At 69.2% G+C, this 16,719-nt stretch carries 15 protein-coding genes, 1 pseudogene and 2 riboswitches; of the genes and pseudogenes, 14 read left to right on the top strand and 2 right to left on the bottom strand.

Annotated elements, in window-relative coordinates; genetic code table 11:
• Nucleotides 1-14 precede the first annotated feature (14 nt).
• The 5 genes from F1734_RS22955 to F1734_RS22935 all read left to right on the top strand — a co-directional run bounded on the left by F1734_RS22955 (nucleotide 15) and on the right by F1734_RS22935 (nucleotide 5,384).
• Nucleotides 15-1,046, top strand: coding sequence for an alpha-ketoacid dehydrogenase subunit beta (locus tag F1734_RS22955; RefSeq protein ID WP_017679840.1), 1,032 nt, complete (start codon nucleotides 15-17; stop codon nucleotides 1,044-1,046).
• A 1-nt stretch (nucleotide 1,047) separates the two neighbouring features.
• Entirely contained in the window at nucleotides 1,048-2,598 is a 1,551-nt protein-coding gene (locus tag F1734_RS22950; protein WP_203011121.1) for a 2-oxo acid dehydrogenase subunit E2, read from the top strand.
• A gap of 10 nt (nucleotides 2,599-2,608) precedes the next feature.
• The gene (gene lpdA / locus F1734_RS22945; protein ID WP_203011120.1) at nucleotides 2,609-4,009 is read left to right on the top strand and encodes a dihydrolipoyl dehydrogenase; all 1,401 of its coding nucleotides are present in this window, start codon (nucleotides 2,609-2,611) and stop codon (nucleotides 4,007-4,009) included.
• Nucleotides 4,010-4,084: 75 nt separating this feature from the next.
• On the top strand, nucleotides 4,085-5,089 hold the full coding sequence (gene lipA / locus F1734_RS22940) for a lipoyl synthase (protein WP_043822252.1): 1,005 nt from the start codon (nucleotides 4,085-4,087) through the stop codon (nucleotides 5,087-5,089).
• 4 nt (nucleotides 5,090-5,093) lie between these two features.
• Nucleotides 5,094-5,384: a DUF3263 domain-containing protein gene (locus tag F1734_RS22935; protein WP_203011119.1), complete on the top strand. Its 291-nt coding sequence runs from the start codon at nucleotides 5,094-5,096 to the stop codon at nucleotides 5,382-5,384.
• Nucleotides 5,385-5,476: 92 nt separating this feature from the next.
• Here F1734_RS22935 and F1734_RS22930 read toward each other — a convergent pair whose 3' ends face one another.
• Nucleotides 5,477-6,604 carry a GAF domain-containing protein gene (locus F1734_RS22930; RefSeq protein ID WP_225222678.1) on the bottom strand — a complete coding sequence of 376 codons (1,128 nt, stop codon included), beginning with the start codon at nucleotides 6,602-6,604 and terminating at the stop codon, nucleotides 5,477-5,479.
• A 376-nt stretch (nucleotides 6,605-6,980) separates the two neighbouring features.
• Nucleotides 6,981-7,075: riboswitch (TPP riboswitch) on the top strand.
• A 200-nt stretch (nucleotides 7,076-7,275) separates the two neighbouring features.
• A riboswitch (TPP riboswitch) is annotated at nucleotides 7,276-7,368 on the top strand.
• A gap of 54 nt (nucleotides 7,369-7,422) precedes the next feature.
• Here F1734_RS22930 and F1734_RS22925 point away from each other — a divergent pair.
• Together F1734_RS22925 and F1734_RS22920 are read left to right on the top strand one after the other, a co-directional pair.
• Nucleotides 7,423-8,187: a 3-oxoacyl-ACP reductase gene (locus F1734_RS22925; protein WP_010593451.1), complete on the top strand. Its 765-nt coding sequence runs from the start codon at nucleotides 7,423-7,425 to the stop codon at nucleotides 8,185-8,187.
• Nucleotides 8,187-9,494, top strand: coding sequence for an LLM class flavin-dependent oxidoreductase (locus tag F1734_RS22920; RefSeq protein WP_059174951.1), 1,308 nt, complete (start codon nucleotides 8,187-8,189; stop codon nucleotides 9,492-9,494). Before F1734_RS22925 ends, F1734_RS22920 begins: the two co-directional genes overlap by 1 nt.
• A 43-nt stretch (nucleotides 9,495-9,537) precedes the next feature.
• On the opposite strand, the gene F1734_RS22915 is transcribed toward F1734_RS22920, so the two are convergent.
• On the bottom strand, nucleotides 9,538-9,888 hold the full coding sequence (locus tag F1734_RS22915) for an FBP domain-containing protein (RefSeq protein ID WP_230831746.1): 351 nt from the start codon (nucleotides 9,886-9,888) through the stop codon (nucleotides 9,538-9,540).
• Between F1734_RS22915 and F1734_RS22910 the strand changes: the two genes are divergently transcribed.
• From F1734_RS22910 to F1734_RS22880, 7 genes and pseudogenes are all read left to right on the top strand, one after another.
• Nucleotides 9,786-10,145, top strand: coding sequence for a TetR family transcriptional regulator (locus tag F1734_RS22910; protein WP_332112659.1), 360 nt, complete (start codon nucleotides 9,786-9,788; stop codon nucleotides 10,143-10,145). The two genes, F1734_RS22915 and F1734_RS22910, sit on opposite strands and share 103 nt — an antisense overlap.
• A 254-nt stretch (nucleotides 10,146-10,399) precedes the next feature.
• The gene (locus F1734_RS22905; RefSeq protein ID WP_048773207.1) at nucleotides 10,400-11,689 is read left to right on the top strand and encodes an ATP-grasp domain-containing protein; all 1,290 of its coding nucleotides are present in this window, start codon (nucleotides 10,400-10,402) and stop codon (nucleotides 11,687-11,689) included.
• Nucleotides 11,686-12,534, top strand: a complete 849-nt coding sequence (locus tag F1734_RS22900) for a hypothetical protein (protein WP_203011118.1) — start codon at nucleotides 11,686-11,688, stop codon at nucleotides 12,532-12,534. Before F1734_RS22905 ends, F1734_RS22900 begins: the two co-directional genes overlap by 4 nt.
• Nucleotides 12,531-13,603 (top strand): annotated as a pseudogene (locus F1734_RS22895) (PLP-dependent cysteine synthase family protein). Before F1734_RS22900 ends, F1734_RS22895 begins: the two are co-directional and overlap by 4 nt.
• Nucleotides 13,600-14,628: an enolase C-terminal domain-like protein gene (locus F1734_RS22890; RefSeq protein ID WP_203011117.1), complete on the top strand. Its 1,029-nt coding sequence runs from the start codon at nucleotides 13,600-13,602 to the stop codon at nucleotides 14,626-14,628. The pseudogene F1734_RS22895 and the gene F1734_RS22890 overlap by 4 nt, the downstream one beginning before the upstream one ends.
• Nucleotides 14,625-15,881 carry an MFS transporter gene (locus F1734_RS22885; protein ID WP_010593443.1) on the top strand — a complete coding sequence of 419 codons (1,257 nt, stop codon included), beginning with the start codon at nucleotides 14,625-14,627 and terminating at the stop codon, nucleotides 15,879-15,881. The genes F1734_RS22890 and F1734_RS22885 overlap by 4 nt, the downstream gene beginning before the upstream one ends.
• Entirely contained in the window at nucleotides 15,878-16,702 is an 825-nt protein-coding gene (locus F1734_RS22880; protein ID WP_026137565.1) for a class I SAM-dependent methyltransferase, read from the top strand. Before F1734_RS22885 ends, F1734_RS22880 begins: the two co-directional genes overlap by 4 nt.
• The last annotated feature ends 17 nt before the right edge of the window (nucleotides 16,703-16,719 follow it).

Here is a 16,719-nt window from a genome sequence, read left to right as displayed (position 1 = left end):
GAGAGAGAACGAAAATGACCACGTCGAAGACGACATATCGCGAAGCGATCAAGGCCGCACTCGCACAGGAGATGCAGCGGGACGCGACGGTCGTGCAGATCGGTGAGGACCTGCGCGGCGGTCACGCCGGCACCAATCCGGAGCTCGAGTCCGGGAAGGTGGAGGCGTTCGGCGGTGTGCTGGGGGTGACGAAGGGTCTGTGGACCGAGTTCGGTTCCGACCGTGTCATCGACACCCCGATCACCGAGTCCGCGATCATCGGCATGGCAGCCGGCGCTGCTCTGACCGGGCTGCGACCGGTGGCCGAGTTGATGTTCATGGACTTCTTCGGAGTCTGCTACGACGCGCTCTACAACCAGGCCGCGAAGTTCCGGTACATGTTCGGCGGCAAGGCCCGTACCCCGCTGGTGGTGCGGGGCATGATCGGCGCCGGATTCTCCGCCGCCGCCCAGCACTCGCAGTCACCGTACAACGTGTTCGCCGCCGTTCCCGGCCTCAAGGTCGTCGCCCCGTCGAATGCGTACGACGCCAAAGGCCTGCTGATCCAGTCGATTCGCGACGATGATCCCGTCGTGTTCTGTGAACACAAGACACTCTACGACGTCAAGGGCGAGGTTCCGGACGAGCCGTACACGATCCCGTTCGGTGTCGCCAACTACACCCGTGAGGGCACGGACGTCACGATCATCGCGCTGTCGGCGATGGTGAACGCCGCCAACACCGCCGCGGACAAGCTGGCAGCCGAGGGGATCTCCGTCGAGGTCGTCGACCCCCGCACGGTGTCGCCCCTCGACGAGGAGGGCATCCTCGAATCCGTCGCCTCCACCGGCCGGGTTGTGATCGCCGACGAGTCCGCGGCGCGCTGCGGGTTCGGTCACGACGTCGCCGCGCTGATCGCGACGCGTGCGTTCGGGTCACTGAAGGCGCCGATCGAACTGGTCACCCCGCCGCACACTCCGGTGCCGTTCTCCCCGGTCCTCGAGCAGGCGTGGCTGCCGAACGCCGCTCGGATCGAGGCCGCCGTCCGCAAGGTTGTGAGTGCCTGACATGAGTGAGATCAAACTGATCGAAGTTCCCAAGTGGGGCCTGTCCATGGAGGAAGGCACCGTGGCGGAGTGGCTGGTCGAGGAGGGAGCGTCCTTCTCGAAGGGCGACCTGATCTGCGAGATCGAGACCAGCAAGATCGCCAACCAGTTGGAGGCGCCGTTCGACGGGGTGCTCCGACGGGTCGTCGCCAAGCCGGGGGAGACGTTGCCGGTCGGTGCGGTGCTGGCGGTGTCGGCCGAGGCCGCGGTCTCGGACGCCGAGATCGAGGAATTCCTCGCGGGCATCGGGGCAGATCAGGTGCCGGCACCGGCCGAGTCGGGGCGGTCGCCGGGCGGGCAGCCCGCCCCCGCGCCGCCGGATCTCGAGAGCAGCCCGCCGGCGCCGGCGGCCCACGAATCGGTCCCGGCGACCGGGGCGGCCCCCGGGTCCCGTCCGCGTCCCGGCGCGACGATCGTTCCCGATGCCCTGCGCGGACGGACGAACGGTGACGTGTTCGCGACTCCGCACGCCCGCCGCCTGGCGGACGAGCTGTCGATCGACCTGGCCCGTGTGACGGGGACCGGCCGGGAGGGCCGGATCTCGGTTGCCGATCTCCACGACTCGATCCGTGCGGCTGGTGGAACCGTCGCACCACCGCAGTCGCCGACGCGGTCGGGTGTACCGGGACGTTCCTTCGAGGACGACACCGCCGTCCCGGCCACCCCCGTGGCCCGACGTCTGGCCGCGTCCCTCGGGATCAATCTGCACGACTGCCGCGCCACCGGTTCACGTGGTCGGGTGTGTGAGGCCGACGTCCGCGAGGCCGAGCGCCGGTTCCGGCTGCAACCGGAAGTCGTCGCCGCGCCCGAACCCGCCGCGGAGGCGGAGTTCGAGACGATTCCGTTCACCGCGATGCGCAAGGCGATCGGGCAGCGGTTGCAGGAGTCGAAGCGCAGCGCCCCGCACTTCCGGCTCACCGCGGACCTGCAGATCGACGATCTTCTTGCCTTGCGGACGAAGATCAACGCGACCGTTCCGGCCGTCAAGCTGTCGGTCAACGATTTCGTCGTCAAAGCGTGTGCCGCGGCGCTGCGGAAGGTGCCCGATGTCAACGTTCAGTTCGACGAGGCGACACAGTCGGTGCTGCGCTACGCGAGTGCCGACATCTCGGTGGCTGTCGCACTGCCGTCGGGTCTGATCACCCCGATCGTGCGCGGCGCCGACGGCAAGACGCTCGCCGAGATCTCCGGGGAGGTGCAGTCGCTGGTGACCAAGGCCAAGACCGGGAAACTGACGGCCGACGAGTTCCAAGGCGGCACCTTCACGGTGTCCAACCTCGGCATGTTCGATGTGCGGGAGTTCGACGCGATCATCAACCCGCCGCAGGGCGCCATCCTCGCGGTCGGTGCCGGACAGGAGCGTCCCGTCGTCGTCGACGGTCAGGTGGTTGCGCGCACGATGCTCACCGTCACGCTCTCGTGCGACCACCGGGTGATCGACGGCGCGCTCGGCGCGACCTTCCTGCGAGAACTCCGGCGTTTCGTCGAGTCACCCGCGCTGATGCTGGTCTGAGAGGTACACCATGACAGAGAAATACGACGTCCTCGTCGTCGGCAGCGGGCCGGGTGGCTATGTCGCCGCCATCCGCGCCGCGCAGCACGGTCTGCGCACTGCGGTCGTCGAGCGGGACCGGCTCGGCGGGATCTGCCTGAACTGGGGGTGCATCCCCACCAAGGCACTGCTGCACGGCGCCGATGTCGCACACACGCTGGCGAACCTGCGTCCGCTCGGATTCAGCGCGAGCGGTGTGGAATTCGACATGGGACGCCTCGTCGAGTTCAGCCGGTCGGTGTCCGGGCGACTGTCCGACGGCATCGGCTACCTGATGAAGAAGAACGGCATCGACGTCGTCCGGGGGTCGGCGCGGCTGCTCGACAAAGGCGTCGTCGCAGTGACGGCCGCGGACGAGTCGGTGTCCGAGTACCGGGCCGACCACATCATCCTGGCCACCGGAGCCCGGCCGCGATCGGTACCCGGTGTCGTCCCCGACGGTGACCGGGTCTGGACGTACTTCGATGCCCTGGTCCCGTCGGAGTTGCCGAAGTCCTTGCTGGTCATCGGCTCCGGCGCCATCGGCGTCGAATTCGCGAGTCTGTACAACGATCTCGGCACCGACGTCACCCTCGTCGAGGTGGCTCCGCAGATCATGCCGGTCGAGGATGCCGCCGTCGCGGGCCACGTACGGCGGCAGTTCGAGAAGCGAGGCATCAGGATTCACACCGGCGCCTCGGTGTCCGAACTGACGGTCGGCACGAACGCCGTCACCGTGGCCGTCCGGTCGGCCGACGGAACGATCGACGAGTCGACCGTGGACAGGGTTCTCGTTGCGGCCGGAATCCAGGGCAACGTCGAGGACCTCGGCCTCGAGGAACTCGGCGTCGAGGTCGATCGCGGATTCGTCACCACCGACCAGTGGTGTCGCACCACCGCATTCGGCGTGTACGCGATCGGTGACGTGGCGGGCGCACCCTGCCTCGCCCACAAGGCAAGCCACGAGGCCGTGCTGTGTGTGGACAGGCTCGCCGGTGCGGATCACGTCCGGCCGTTGGACCGCGACTACGTTCCGGGCTGTACCTATGCGAGGCCGCAGGTCGCCAGCCTCGGTCTCACCGAAGAACGAGCGCGTGCGACCGGCCGCCGCCTGCAGATCGGGCAGTTCGACCTGCAGGCGTCCGGGAAGGCGCTCGCGATCGGTGAAGCCGACGGGTTCGTGAAGACGATCTTCGACGCCGACAGCGGCGAACTCCTCGGTGCCCACATGGTCGGCCCGGATGTCACCGAGCAGATCCAAGGATTCGGTATCGCTCGATCCCTGGAGGCGACCGCCGACGATCTCGCCGAGGTCGTCTTCGCGCACCCGACACTGTCGGAGGCGATGCACGAATCGGTTCTGGCCGCACTGGGCCGCCCGATCAACATGTAGCAAGTCCCGCCGAACCGCGGGCCCGCGTGGGACCGTGGTTCGGCGGGAACCCCACGCCCAGGAATCGAACGAAACGTGAATCCCACCCCTGGAACATCACCCGAGGCGCCGGCCCGGTCGGGCCGCACATTGCTTCGACTGGAGGTCCGCAACGCGCAGACCCCCATCGAACGCAAGCCGAACTGGATCAAGGCGCGCGTCAAGACGAGTCCTGCGTATGCCGAACTCGAGAGTCTGGTCGAACGCGAAGGGCTGCACACGGTGTGTGCGGAAGCCGGCTGCCCCAACATCTTCGAATGCTGGGCAGACCGCGAAGCCACGTTCCTGATCGGCGGGCGGCAGTGCACGCGCCGCTGCGACTTCTGTCAGATCGACACCGGCAGACCCACCGACCTCGACCGGGACGAGCCCCGCCGCGTCGCCGAGTCCGTGCACGCGATGGGACTTCGGTACTCCACCATCACCGGGGTCGCCCGCGACGACCTGCCCGACGGCGGCGCCTGGCTCTACGCCGAAACCGTCCGGCAGATCCACGCCCTCAACCCCGGCACCGGCGTCGAGAACCTCGTCCCCGACTTCGGCGGAAAGCCCGACCTGCTGGCCGAGGTGTTCGACTCCCGGCCCGAGGTGCTCGCCCACAACCTCGAGACCGTGCCGCGGCTCTTCAAGCGGATCCGCCCCGCGTTTCGCTACGAACGCTCGCTCGGTGTGCTCGCCGCCGCCCGCGACTTCGGCCTGATCACCAAATCGAACCTGATCCTCGGTCTGGGCGAGACCCCACAGGAAGTGCATCAGGCGATGATCGACCTGCACGATGCCGGCTGCGACATCCTCACCATCACCCAGTATCTGCGTCCCTCGCCGCGGCACCACCCAGTCGAGCGGTGGGTCGCGCCGGAAGAATTCGTCGAGCACGCGAAGGCCGCCGAGGAGATCGGTTTCGCCGGCGTCCTGGCGGGGCCGCTCGTGCGTTCCTCCTACCGCGCCGGCCGCCTCTACGCCGACGCCATGGCCCACCACCGCCGTCCACTCGCGGCTGCTCTCAGCCGTCTCGCCCCAGCGCACCCGCCAGGAGAGTGACCACATGAGTTCCGCCGTCGAAGACGACCGCATCGTCGAGTTCGCCCGCCGCTGGCTGCCCTACGGGGGCGGAAGTCCCGGAGACCTTCTCGTCGAATTCGGTATGACCCCCGCGGGATATCTGACCCGGCTGGGTGAGATCCTCGACAGCCCCGCCGCCTTACGGCTGCACCCCCGATTACGTGCGGACCTGCGCAACTTCGTCGCTGCGCGCACCGTCGCCTCGCGCCCCGCCGAATCCGCGCCGACCCGGAGGGACGATGTTCGGAGAGAAGCCCGGTCCGCCCCACTGTGAGCCCCGGGGAGGAGGGCGCGCGTGCCGCTCCTACCCGGATTCGTCGACACGGAGGCGGCGGGGGCTCGGAGCGAGATATCCGCAGGCGGATCTCACCTGATCACACGGACTTCGACCCCCTCCGCGAACCGGTACGGTTGGGGCGTCAGCACAGGACCGAGGCTCTTACGCAGGCGGGAGACCTCGGCACGGACGGCAACGATGTGGTCCCGGTCGCCGAACAGGGCCTCGCTCAACGACGCGGCATCGATACCGGCCGACCGGGTACGTGCCAATACCCGCAGAATCTGCGCGTGCCGCGGTGACAGGGCGCGCGTCCATTCCGTCTCCCCCCGCACCGTCACCCGCGGAGCCGCCCCCAGGTCGAGTTCGAGTTCGACGGCCGCCCGTTCCGCTCGGCGCCGCACCAGCCATGCGTCACCGAGCGGTTCGGGCACGCAGAGTCCGAGACCGGGCACGAGCAGCGGTCGGTCGCCGCCCGGCGGTGCCAGTCGTTCGGGAACGCCGATTCCGCTGGCTGCCACGACCCAGCCGTGGCCGTCCACGACAACGGCGGGCCCGCACGTCGCTGCGAGCACCGGTGCCGCATCGGCACGGAGCCTGTCGAGGTGGGCGGCATGCTCGCGCCAGAGCATCGACTCGGCCAATCGCACAGCCGTCTGCACGAGGGCCACGGTGGCCGGATGCACCGACATCGCGGACCCGCTGATGTCCAGTACCCCGAGTACCTCGCCGGAGCGTGGATCGTGGACCGGTGACCCCGTACACGACCAGCCGTAGTGGGACCGCGCGTAGTGTTCGGCCGAGAAGAGCTGCACCGGAGCGTCCTCGACCAGCGACGTGCCGACCGAATTGGTGCCCACCGACTTCTCCGACCACCGGGCGCCCTCCACGAATCCGAGGACGTCGGCTTCCCTCTGCACGTCGCGTGCACCCTCTCGCCACAACACCACCCCGTCCGAGTCTGCGACGACCACGATGAAGTTCGCGTCGCTCGCCACCTCGGTCAGGGTGCCGCGTAGCTCGGGCAGAACCGATCTCAGGGCACTTCGTGCACGGCGCGCCTCGAGTTCGGAAGTGTCCGCGAGTACGACGTCCTCACACCGGGCGGGACTGACACCGTCTGCCCGAAGACGCGACCACGACCGGGCGACGACGTCGCGCGGCGGTACCGGCGGCGTCCGACCGGACATCACCGCGTCGTGGACGTCGCTCAGCAATCGGGCGCGGCGCGACAAGTCTTCACCGGAACCGAAAGCGAGCAACCGTTGGCGCGCCGAACTGGCCTTACTCACGCCGTCCAGCCTACCGTCAGGAGTGTGAGCCACACCATGGCCCCTGCCGTCTGCGGCCGTCACGAATGCGGAATTCGTCGACGATCTCGCACACTCGCCGAGAAGTGGGTCGACCGGCACACTGCCTGAGCAAGATCGTTCCGCACGAACGCTTTCGGGCCCCACGCACGCCACCACAGGTCGACACACCCGCGCGAAGCGGACCGCACCGTGTACGGCGTGGCCCCGGCCGGCTCGCCACCGAACCCGTCCATCTCCCGCGGCCCCACCGAGCCGCCGAACGACGTCGACGCCTTATGATCCTCTCGACACGGGGTGCCCTGGAGGAGGGCTGAGATCACACTCGTCGAACCTGCTCTAGTTCGTACTAGCGAAGGGATGTCCGAACGACGATGTCTGCTTGTCCACCGCCGCGAGTGTTGTCCGTTGCCGGTTCGGATTCCGGAGGACAGGCAGCGCTTCTTCTGGACCATGTTCAGGCGACCCACTGCCGCCGGATCGTCCTCGTGCCGGGCGGGAATCCTTCGCAGCCTGCCGAGTTGTCCGATGTGACATCGAAGTTCGACGTGCAGGCACAGCCGGGGTAGGCTTGCGACGGACTCGACACGGGGTGCCGGAAACGGCTGAGAGACAGACCCGTCGAACCTGATCTCGATCATGCGAGCGAAGGGATGCCGAGCCGGCGCGGCCGTGTGGTCCGTCGCTGCGGTGAACCCCTTCCCACCGAAGGGAAAGAACAGACAATGCTCCTGCAGAACCAGACTGTCCTCGTCACCGGCGCCGGGCGCGGTCTCGGTCGCCACCTCGCGCAGGCGTTCGCCGACGAGGGCGCCGCCGTCGTGGTCAACTACCGCAACAGCAGCGACGCCGCCCACGCCCTCGCCGAGAAGATCGGCCCGGACCGTGCGATCGCCCTGCCCGCCGACGTGACCGACGCCGCGCAGGTAGACGTCCTGTTCACGCAGGCCCGGAAACAGTTCGGCCGGCCGGTCACCACCGTGGTCAACAACGCGCTGCCCGACTTCTCCTTCAACGGCGACGCGCGCCGCAGAGCCGACGAGATCGGCTACGGCGACTTCGCCGCTCAACTCGACGGCATCGTCGGCGGCGCTGTCAACACGATCCAGGCGGCCCTGCCCGGCATGCGCGAGGCCGGCGGCGGCACCGTCATCAACATCGGCACCAACCTGTTCCAGAACCCGGTGGTGCCGTATCACGACTACACCGCCGCCAAGGCGGCACTGCTGTCGCTGACCCGCACGTTCGCGGCAGACCTCGGGCCCGAAGGCATCCGCGTGAACATGGTCTCCGGCGGGCTGCTGCGCACCACCGACGCATCGGCAGCGACCCCCGAGGAAGTATTCGACCTGATCGCCGCCTCCACGCCCCTGCGGAAGGTCACCACCCCGGCGGACTTCGCCGCCGCCGTGCTGTTCTTCGCTTCCGACTGGTCGCGAGCAGTGACCGGCCAGAACCTGGTGGTCGACGGTGGACTGGTGATGAACTGATGCCGGAGCCCCGCACCCTCCATCTGAACGCCTTTCTCCACGGTGTCGGCCACCATTCGGCGGCCTGGCGGCATCCATCGTCTGCGGCGGAGCGAATCGGCGACATCGCCTACTACGAGGAACTCGCGCGGACCGCCGAACGCGGCTGCCTCGATGCGGTGTTCTTCGCCGACGGACACTGCGTGAACCCGGGCTACACGGCTGGGACCACGTGGTTTCTCGAACCCCTGACCGCGCTGTCCGCCATGGCGCGCAGGACGAATCGCATCGGGCTGGTCACCACGGTGTCCGCGAGCTTCCATACACCGTTCCATGCGGCGCGGATGCTCGCCTCGCTGGACCACATCAGCGGTGGACGGGCCGGGGTGAACATTGTGACCTCGATGTTCGACGCGGAGGCGCGCAACCACGGGTTCGACGCGCTGCCGGACCATGCCGAGCGTTACGGCCGCGCCGAGGAGTTCATCGAGGTGCTGACTGCGCTGTGGGACTCGTGGGACGAAGCCGGCATCCTCGTCGATCGCGCGGCCGGTCGATACCTCGACGCCGATGCCATCCGTCGGATCGACCACCGCGGTCAGCACTTCCGCGTCGACGGGCCGCTCACCGTGCCGCGTTGTCCGCAGGGGCGTCCGGTGCTGTTCCAAGCGGGCGCGTCGGAGACCGGACGCAACCTCGCAGCGCGGCACGCCGAAGCGGTGTACTCGGTGTCGTGGGATTCGGCCGCGGCGCTCGACTTCGCAACCGATCTGCGTGGCCGCGCTGCCGCCGCCGGACGAGATCCCGCGTCGATTGCGATACTGCCGGGCCTCGTCCCCTACGTCGGTCGCACCGAGGACGAGGCCCGGGCGAAGAAGGCGACCCTGGACGCGTTGCTCGACATCGACGCCGCGCTCGCCCAGCTCGGTGTCTTCACCGGTCAGGACTACACGGGCCACGATCTCGACGCGCCGGTGGACGACCTGCCGCCCCTCGATCAGTTCTCCGGCCCGCAGGGCCGCTACGCGACGGTACAACGGATCATCGAAACGCACCGGCCCACTCTGCGTGAACTGCTCGGCTACCTCGCGGCCGGAGGAGGACATGCGACGATGATCGGCACGCCCGAGGCGATCGCGGATGGGATCGAGGAGTGGTTCGTCGCCGGCGCCTGCGACGGATTCAACCTGATGTGTCCGGCGTATCCGGATTCGCTGGACGACTTCGTCGACCTCGTCGTCCCGGAACTGCAACGCCGCGGCCTGTTTCGCACCGCATACCCCGGGGCCACCTTGCGCGACAGTCTGGGACTGTGGTCCTTCGCGTGAAGGCACCCGGGTGACGGCGCCGCTCGGGTAGTGCACAGCGCGGTCAGGGGTCCTGCTCGTCGAGCACCCGCCCGACGAAGCCACCGAGTCGAGTCCCGAGCCGGCGGATCCGAGTCTCGGTGGGCAGTGCTCGATCGGGCTGATTGCCGGGCAGAGGCGCCAGCTCCCGCACATACAGTGAGCATGCGAAGTTGCTGCACATGTAGGTTCCGATGCTGTTTCCGGCCTTGCCGCCGGCGCCGGCCTTGCGCGCCGTGAACAGCGACGTCCCGCCGGTGCGGTGGGCTCGAGCTGGCCTGGGCGGAAGCGCACACGCCGGATGGGCGCCGGCGAACCGCCATGTTCTTCGAGATCTATACCGCGGCGACGCGGGATCCCGAGCTGCAGCAGACATTCCTCGTCCCGGTGGTGACCGAATGGCTCGACCCCATGGCCGCGGCGATCGAGGCTGCGGGCGCGGCACCGGGCGCGGCCCGGTCCGTCGCCTCGCGCATCCTCGCGGTCCATCGAGGTCTTCTCCTCGAGGATCTCGCGCTCGGCTGCAACGTCGCCACCGATGCAGCGCACCGGGACGCCGTCCTGGCGATCCGTACCGAGATCTCCCGTGCGACTTCCTCGGACGAGGAAGGGGTCCGTGACCCGGCCGAGTGAGCAGCCCGCCAATCGTTCGTCGCGACCCCGTTCGCACCGCTGTTCCGGGCTTTCCCGGCGTCGCCGGGGTCGCCGACCGGCCTGGGATCGAGCCCGGCTCGATCGGCGGATCGGCACGAGCTGCCGGACCTTCGTGGGCCACCGTTCTCATCGGCCTCGCAATCGTCCGGCACAACCAGTCTTGCTAACGATAACGATTATCAGTAGCTTCTGTGGCGCTGGGTACTACGGAGGATGCGAGCGGAAGGCCACGTGTGGCACACCTACTGCTGGTCGAGAGCTGGGTCGGGGCAATGGGAACGTTGCTGCCGAGAGCGATTGCCGACCTGGGAGTCGAGTTCACATTCCTGACCCGACGACCGGGGCACTACCCGGACACCCTGCCGGACGGCTCCCCGCATCCGCTGCGTCTCGGTCGCGCGGTGGCGACTGCCGAGACCAACGATCCGGCTGCCGCACTCGAGGCGGCGCGGCGGATCGATGCCGAGGCAAGGATCGACGGCGTCCTCACCAGTTGCGACTACTACCTGCCGACGGCCGCGCGAATTGCCGCCGCGCTCGGACTTCCCGGTCCGACACCCGAGGCGATCGAGACCGCCTGTGACAAGGCGCGCACCCGGGCGGTGTTGGATTGCGTCGGTGTCCCGGGGCCGCGGCACACCACCGCCTCGGTCGACGACCCGATCCGGCTCCGTACCGCGGCCGAGTTGGTGGGATTCCCCTTGGTGGTCAAGCCCACCGATCTGTGTGCGGGAATGTTCGTGCGACGCGCGGACAGTTGGCTGGATGTCGAGTCGGCGGTGCACGCGCTGCGGGGGTTCGAGATCAATGCGCGCGGGCAGCGGCGGAGTCCGGTGGTGTTGCTCGAGGAGTTCCTCGCCGGACCGGAATTCAGTGTGGAGAGCTGGATTTCACGCGGAAACGTCCACACGGTCGGCGTGACCGACAAGAGCCTGGGTGGGGCGTCGGGTTTCGTGGAGACCGGGCACATGTTTCCGGCCGACCTGGCTGAGGGGGACCGCGCGAAGGTGGTGGCCGCCGCGGAGGAGGCGATCGGCGCGGTGGGCCTCGATCACGGTGTGGTGCACACCGAACTACGTCTGACCGCCGCCGGGCCGCGGATCATCGAGATCAATCCACGGCCGGCCGGCAATCAGATCACCGAGCTGATCCGGCATGTGAGCGGAGTCGACCTGCCGCGGGTGGCGGTCGAGCTCGCACTGGGACGCGAGCCGATCGTCCCGACGGTCTCGGACGAGCACCGTGACGGCGGACGGCCCTCGAGCGCAGCCGTGAGCATGCTGGTGCCGACGAGGGCGGGTGTCGTCACCGGAATCGAGGGAGTGGACACCGTCGCAGCCGATCCGTCGGTGGTCTCGGCGGCGTTCAAGGGGCCCGGTCACCGAACCACGCCGGGAATGGACAACAACAGCTACCTGGGCAGCGTCGTCGTCATCTCGCCGGAGCGGTCCGGGGCCCGCCCGCTGGCGGAGCGCCTGTTGTCGTCGATCTCCGCCACATACGGCGAGGAGCCGGCGTCGTGACCGCCACCTCGGCGATCGATACCGCGACGAACGGGCGCCTGGCTGCGCTTCTCGAGTGTTACCGCACCGACCCTGCCCGGCGTCCCGCGCGCGACGTGGTGGTGTCGGTTGCGTTCACCACGTCACAGGGGGTACGGCACGGCGGGCGCAGTGGCGGCTACCGCAACCAGGTGATCTCGCTGCGGGTGGGGGCTGCGACGGGCTCGTGCGCGGTCGAGCCGGGCTCGGTGGATCCGGAGATCGTGCACGCCTGCGCAGGGGTGGCAGTGGCCGATCTGCTGCACCATGCCGAGATCGCCGTGCGAATCGCCGCACTCGACGCCTACCTGACGCACCAGCGCCCGCACTCGGATGAGCCCCGCGCAGTGACGGTGCAGCTGGATTCCGGGGATTCGCTGCAGCGCTCGCTGGCCCGGGCGCATCACGTGACCGGGCTGGTCGACGCACCACCCGGCGGGCGGGTGCTGGTGATCGGAGTGGTCAACTCGCTGCTCGTCAGCTTGCGCGAGCGCGGGCTGCGGTACGTGCCGTGTGATCTGAAGGGCGGCACCACCGAGTGGGGTGAGCCGATCGTTACCGACTTCACCGAGCATCTCGACGAGTGTGATGCGGTGCTGGCCAGCGGAATGATGCTGGGCAACGGCACCGTCGACACCTTGTTCGCGCGGGTGGCGGCGTCCGGCCGGCGGATTCCGATCACGATGTTCGCCCAGAGTGGCGCCGCGGTCGCCCGGGAGTTGCTCGGACACGGCATCGACGCACTCTCGGCCGAGCCGTACCCGTTCTTCTGGCTGACCGGGGACGCCGGCCCGATCTACCTGTACCACGGGTCGAGGGCACGATGACTGTGATCGATCTACCGGCGCGGGTGGGGAACAGCCCACTCGTCCGCATCCTCACGCCGGTGCCGACCCGGCATCCGGGCTACTTCGCGAAGATCGAGGCGCTCGGCCTCGGTGGGCTCAAGGCGCGGTCGGCCCTGTCGATGCTGGTCGGCGCCCGGCGACGCGGGGAACTGCGGGCGGCGCGCGGATCGTCGAATCGACCAGCGGCACTTTGGGAGTCGGGTTGGCATACGTGGCACAGCCACTCGGCCACCCCGTGACCCTGGTGGTGGACTGCGAGCTCGAACCCGCCATGCGCAATCTGCTGTGCGCGCTGGGTGCCACCGTGGAGATCGTGGACCGTCCGCACCCGGAAGGCGGGTGGCAGCAGGCCAGGCTCGACGTCCTGCACCGGATTCTTGCCGCCGACCCGGATGCGTACTGGCCCAACCAGTACGACAATCCCGACAACGCCGTGGGCTACCACGGGCTCGCCGACGAGATCGTCGCGGGCCTGGCCGCACAGGGTATCGAGCGGGCCGAGGTGCTTGTGTGCAGTGTGGGCACCGGCGGCCACAGCAGCGGAGTGGGTCTGCGGTTGCGCCAGGCGTGGCCGGACCTGCGGATCATCGGGGTCGATGCGGTGGGGTCGACGATCTTCGGACAGCCCGCCGCCTGCCGGGTCATGCGGGGACTGGGCAGCAGCGTGCATCCGCGCAATGTGCGATACGAGATGTTCGACGAGGTGCACTGGGTCGGCCCGCGCGAGGCCGTGCACGCCTGCCGCAGCCTGGCGCGGGACGGGTTCCACACCGGCGGCTGGTCGACGGGTGCGGTGGCCACGGTGGCCGGGTGGGCGGCCACCCGCTGGCCGGGCTCGGTGGTCACCGTCTTTCCGGACGGCCCCGACCGCTACCTGCGCACCATCTTCGACGACGACTGGTGTGCTCGGCACAGCCTGCTCGCTCCGCCGCGAACACATCCGCACGAGATCGCCGAGTGCGGTGACCCGGCGGAGTGCTGGACGCGGTGCGAATCCGTGCGGGCCCCGCACCCGGGGGCGAGGGACCGGATGGAGACGGCGCGATGAGCCTGACCTGGTCGGTGAGCACCCTCGCCCTGGCCCGGCCGTTCCGGATCAGCCGGGCGGTGATGTCGTCCCGCCAGGCGATCACGGTCACCGTGACCGATCCCGACACGGGATCGTGCGGCCGCGGCGAGGTCGTCACCTCCGTGTTCGCGGGCCTGGACGTGCACCTCGTCGAGGCCCAACTGCGGGCGGTCGCGGCGTGCTGCGGTGCCCGAGGGATCCCCGAAACGATTCCGGCACACGTGCACCCGGCGGTCGCCGGCGCCGTGTGGTCCGCCGTCGCCGACTACCGGGCACGCGTGAACAGGCAGACGGGCGCTGCGCACCTCGGGCTGCCGCTGCCCGCCGAGATCCCGATCTCCCGCACCCTCGGAATCGGTGCGCCCGAGGACATGGCCGCCGAGGCCGCCGAGTTGTCCGGGTGCGGGTTCGCTCTGCTGAAGGTCAAGACCGACGCCGACCCGACCGAATCGGTACGGCGGCTGGCCGCCATCGCCGCTGCCGCTCCAGGCGTGGACCTGATCGTCGACCCGAACGAAGCGTGGACCGCCGCCACCGCGCTGTCGGTACTCGCCGACAGCGGTGGTCTGCCGATCGTCGCGCTCGAACAACCGCTGCCGGTGCACGACCGCGACGGAATGCGGGAGCTGCGCAGCCGCACCGATCTTCCGCTCGTCGCGGACGAGGCCGTCCACGACCTGACGGACCTGGACGAGCTGACCGGCCTCGCGGACGTGGTGAACATCAAACTCGCCAAGTGCGGCGGCATCTACCGCGCCCACGCACTGGCCGAGGCGGCCGGCGCGCGCGGAATGGAGGTGATGCTCGGCTGCCTGGTGTGCAGCTCGCTGGGTATCGCCCCCGCGGTTCAGCTGGCGTCCCTGGCCCGATGGTGCGACCTGGACGGGCACCTGCTGCTCGCCCGAGACCCGTGGGCCGGCCTCGGGGGCGGAGACGGAAAGCTGCGCCCGAGCGGCCTGCCCGGACTCGGCGTGTACCGACCCGACAACGAGGAAACGCGATGACCGCCACCGACTCCCCGGCAGGGACCTTCGCTCTGCTGCGCAGCTTCCCCCGCTCGGTACAACTGCTGGTGCTCAACCAGTACGGCGTCAACACCGGCTTCTACATGCTGGTGCCGTACCTGTCGATGCATCTGACCGGGAACCTGGGTCTGTCCCTGGCGATCACCGGCCTGGTCCTCGGGGCGCGCACCCTCAGCCAGCAGGGGTTGTTCCTGATCGGGGGCACCGCTGCCGACCGGCTCGGACCCCATCGGGTCATCATCGCCGGCTGCGCACTACGGTCGGTGGGCTTCGCGGTGTTCGCTGTGGGCACCAGCGTGCCGCTGCTGCTGCTCGCCTCTGTTCTGTCGGGATTGGCTGGGGCTCTGTTCAATCCGGCCGTGCGCTCCTACATCGCCGTCGCCGAACCCCGGCGCCGGGCGGAGGCGTTCGCGGTCTTCAATGTCTTCGCACAGGCGGGGGCACTGTCCGGGCCGCTGATCGGCAGCGCGCTGCTGACGGTGGACTTCCGTACCGTCGCCGTCGCCGCGGCGGCCGTCTTCGCCGCCCTCACCCTGGCACAGCTGCGGTTTCTGCCCGCCCACCCGGTGGACCGCGCCGAGACGACGGTGCTCCGCGGCTGGGGTGCGGTGCTGGCCGACCGCCGGTTCGTGCTGTTCACCGTGACCATGCTCGGGATGTTCGCCCTGCAGACGCAGATGTATCTGGTGTATCCGGTGCTGGCCGGGCGGATCACCGACTGGAGTGGGGCAGTGGCGGTGCTGTTCCTGTCCACCACCGTCTTCGGTCTGCTCGCTCAGGTGCGGCTGACCCGATGGTTCGATCGCCACACCAGCCGGGGCACCGCGATCACGGCGGGGCTGATGCTGATGGGCGCCGCGTTCGTGGTGGCATTGCCGGTCCTGTGGGGCGAACCCTCCCACGGCGCGGGACGGATCGCCCTGACGCTGGCACCGCTGTTGCTCTCCGCCCTGATCCTCGAAGCGGGCATCCTGATCGCGCAGCCGTTCGTGATGGAACTGATCCCGGCATACGGGCCGTCGAACATGTCCGGAACTCTGTTCGGGATGTTCTACCTGGTCTCCGGGGTGGCCGCCGCCGGCGGCAATGCGCTGATCGGATACGGCCTCGACCTGGGCAACGGGTGGCCCGGAGCGCTGGTGTGCGTCGCCCTCGCATGGGGTTCGGCCACCGGGATCTGGCTGTTGCACCGCCGCGGCCTGCTCGCCGACCCGGCCGGAGCGCGGACATGACCGCGGCTGCAGGGGCTCGGAACCTGTTGACGGACAACCCCGCTCTGTACGAGGCACGATTCCCCGACCCGGACCACAGCGCCGCCCGGTTCGTCGACGACATTCTCGCGACCTACCTGACCTCCGACGATCCGGCGCCGCGGACACACCCCGCGACAGTGCTGGACCTGGGCTGTGGCACCGGCCGCGACCTGGGATACCTGGCCCGGCGGGGATACCGCTGCCTGGGCATCGACCAGTCCCCGGCGATGGTGCGGTACGCGCAACAACAGTATCCGGGCGTGAGAGCCGCGGTCGGCGACCTGCGCACCTTCGAGGTCGACGCGAGCGTCGACGCCATCGTCTGCCTCGACAGTGCCCTGCTGTACTGCCACACCGACGTCGAGCTGGAATCGTGCCTGCGCTGCTGCCGCAGGCACCTACGTCCCGGTGGGCTGCTGATCGCGGAAATGCGCAACGGCGCCTTCTTCCTCGGCAACACCGAACTCCTCGACGGGCCCACCCGCTCGTCCTTCTCCTGGCACGGCCACACCTGGCGGGCGGAGACCACCCTGTGGATCGACCACGCCGCGCAGCTGCTACGCCGCCGCCGGCGGTGGCAGATCCCCGAGTCCGCCGAGCCCCTCGTCCAGACCTCGGCGTGGCGGCTGCTGTTTCCGCTGGAGCTGACCGGCCACCTGCAGCGCGCCGGATTCGTGGTGCGGGCACTGTTCGACACACCCGGACCCCGCACCGAGACCGGCTGGCCGGGGCAAGGAACCGATCTCGGCGGTACTGCGCTCTGCGGCGACCGGCTGCACGTGATCGCCGAGGCCGTCTGACTCACCCCCACTCTTCA

Origin of the sequence: Rhodococcus ruber, assembly GCF_016804345.1 — a bacterium.
Taxonomy (GTDB): Bacteria; Actinomycetota; Actinomycetes; order Mycobacteriales; family Mycobacteriaceae; genus Rhodococcus; species Rhodococcus ruber.
Note: the sequence above shows the minus strand (reverse complement) of the source record. Positions and strands in the feature narration are given on the sequence as shown.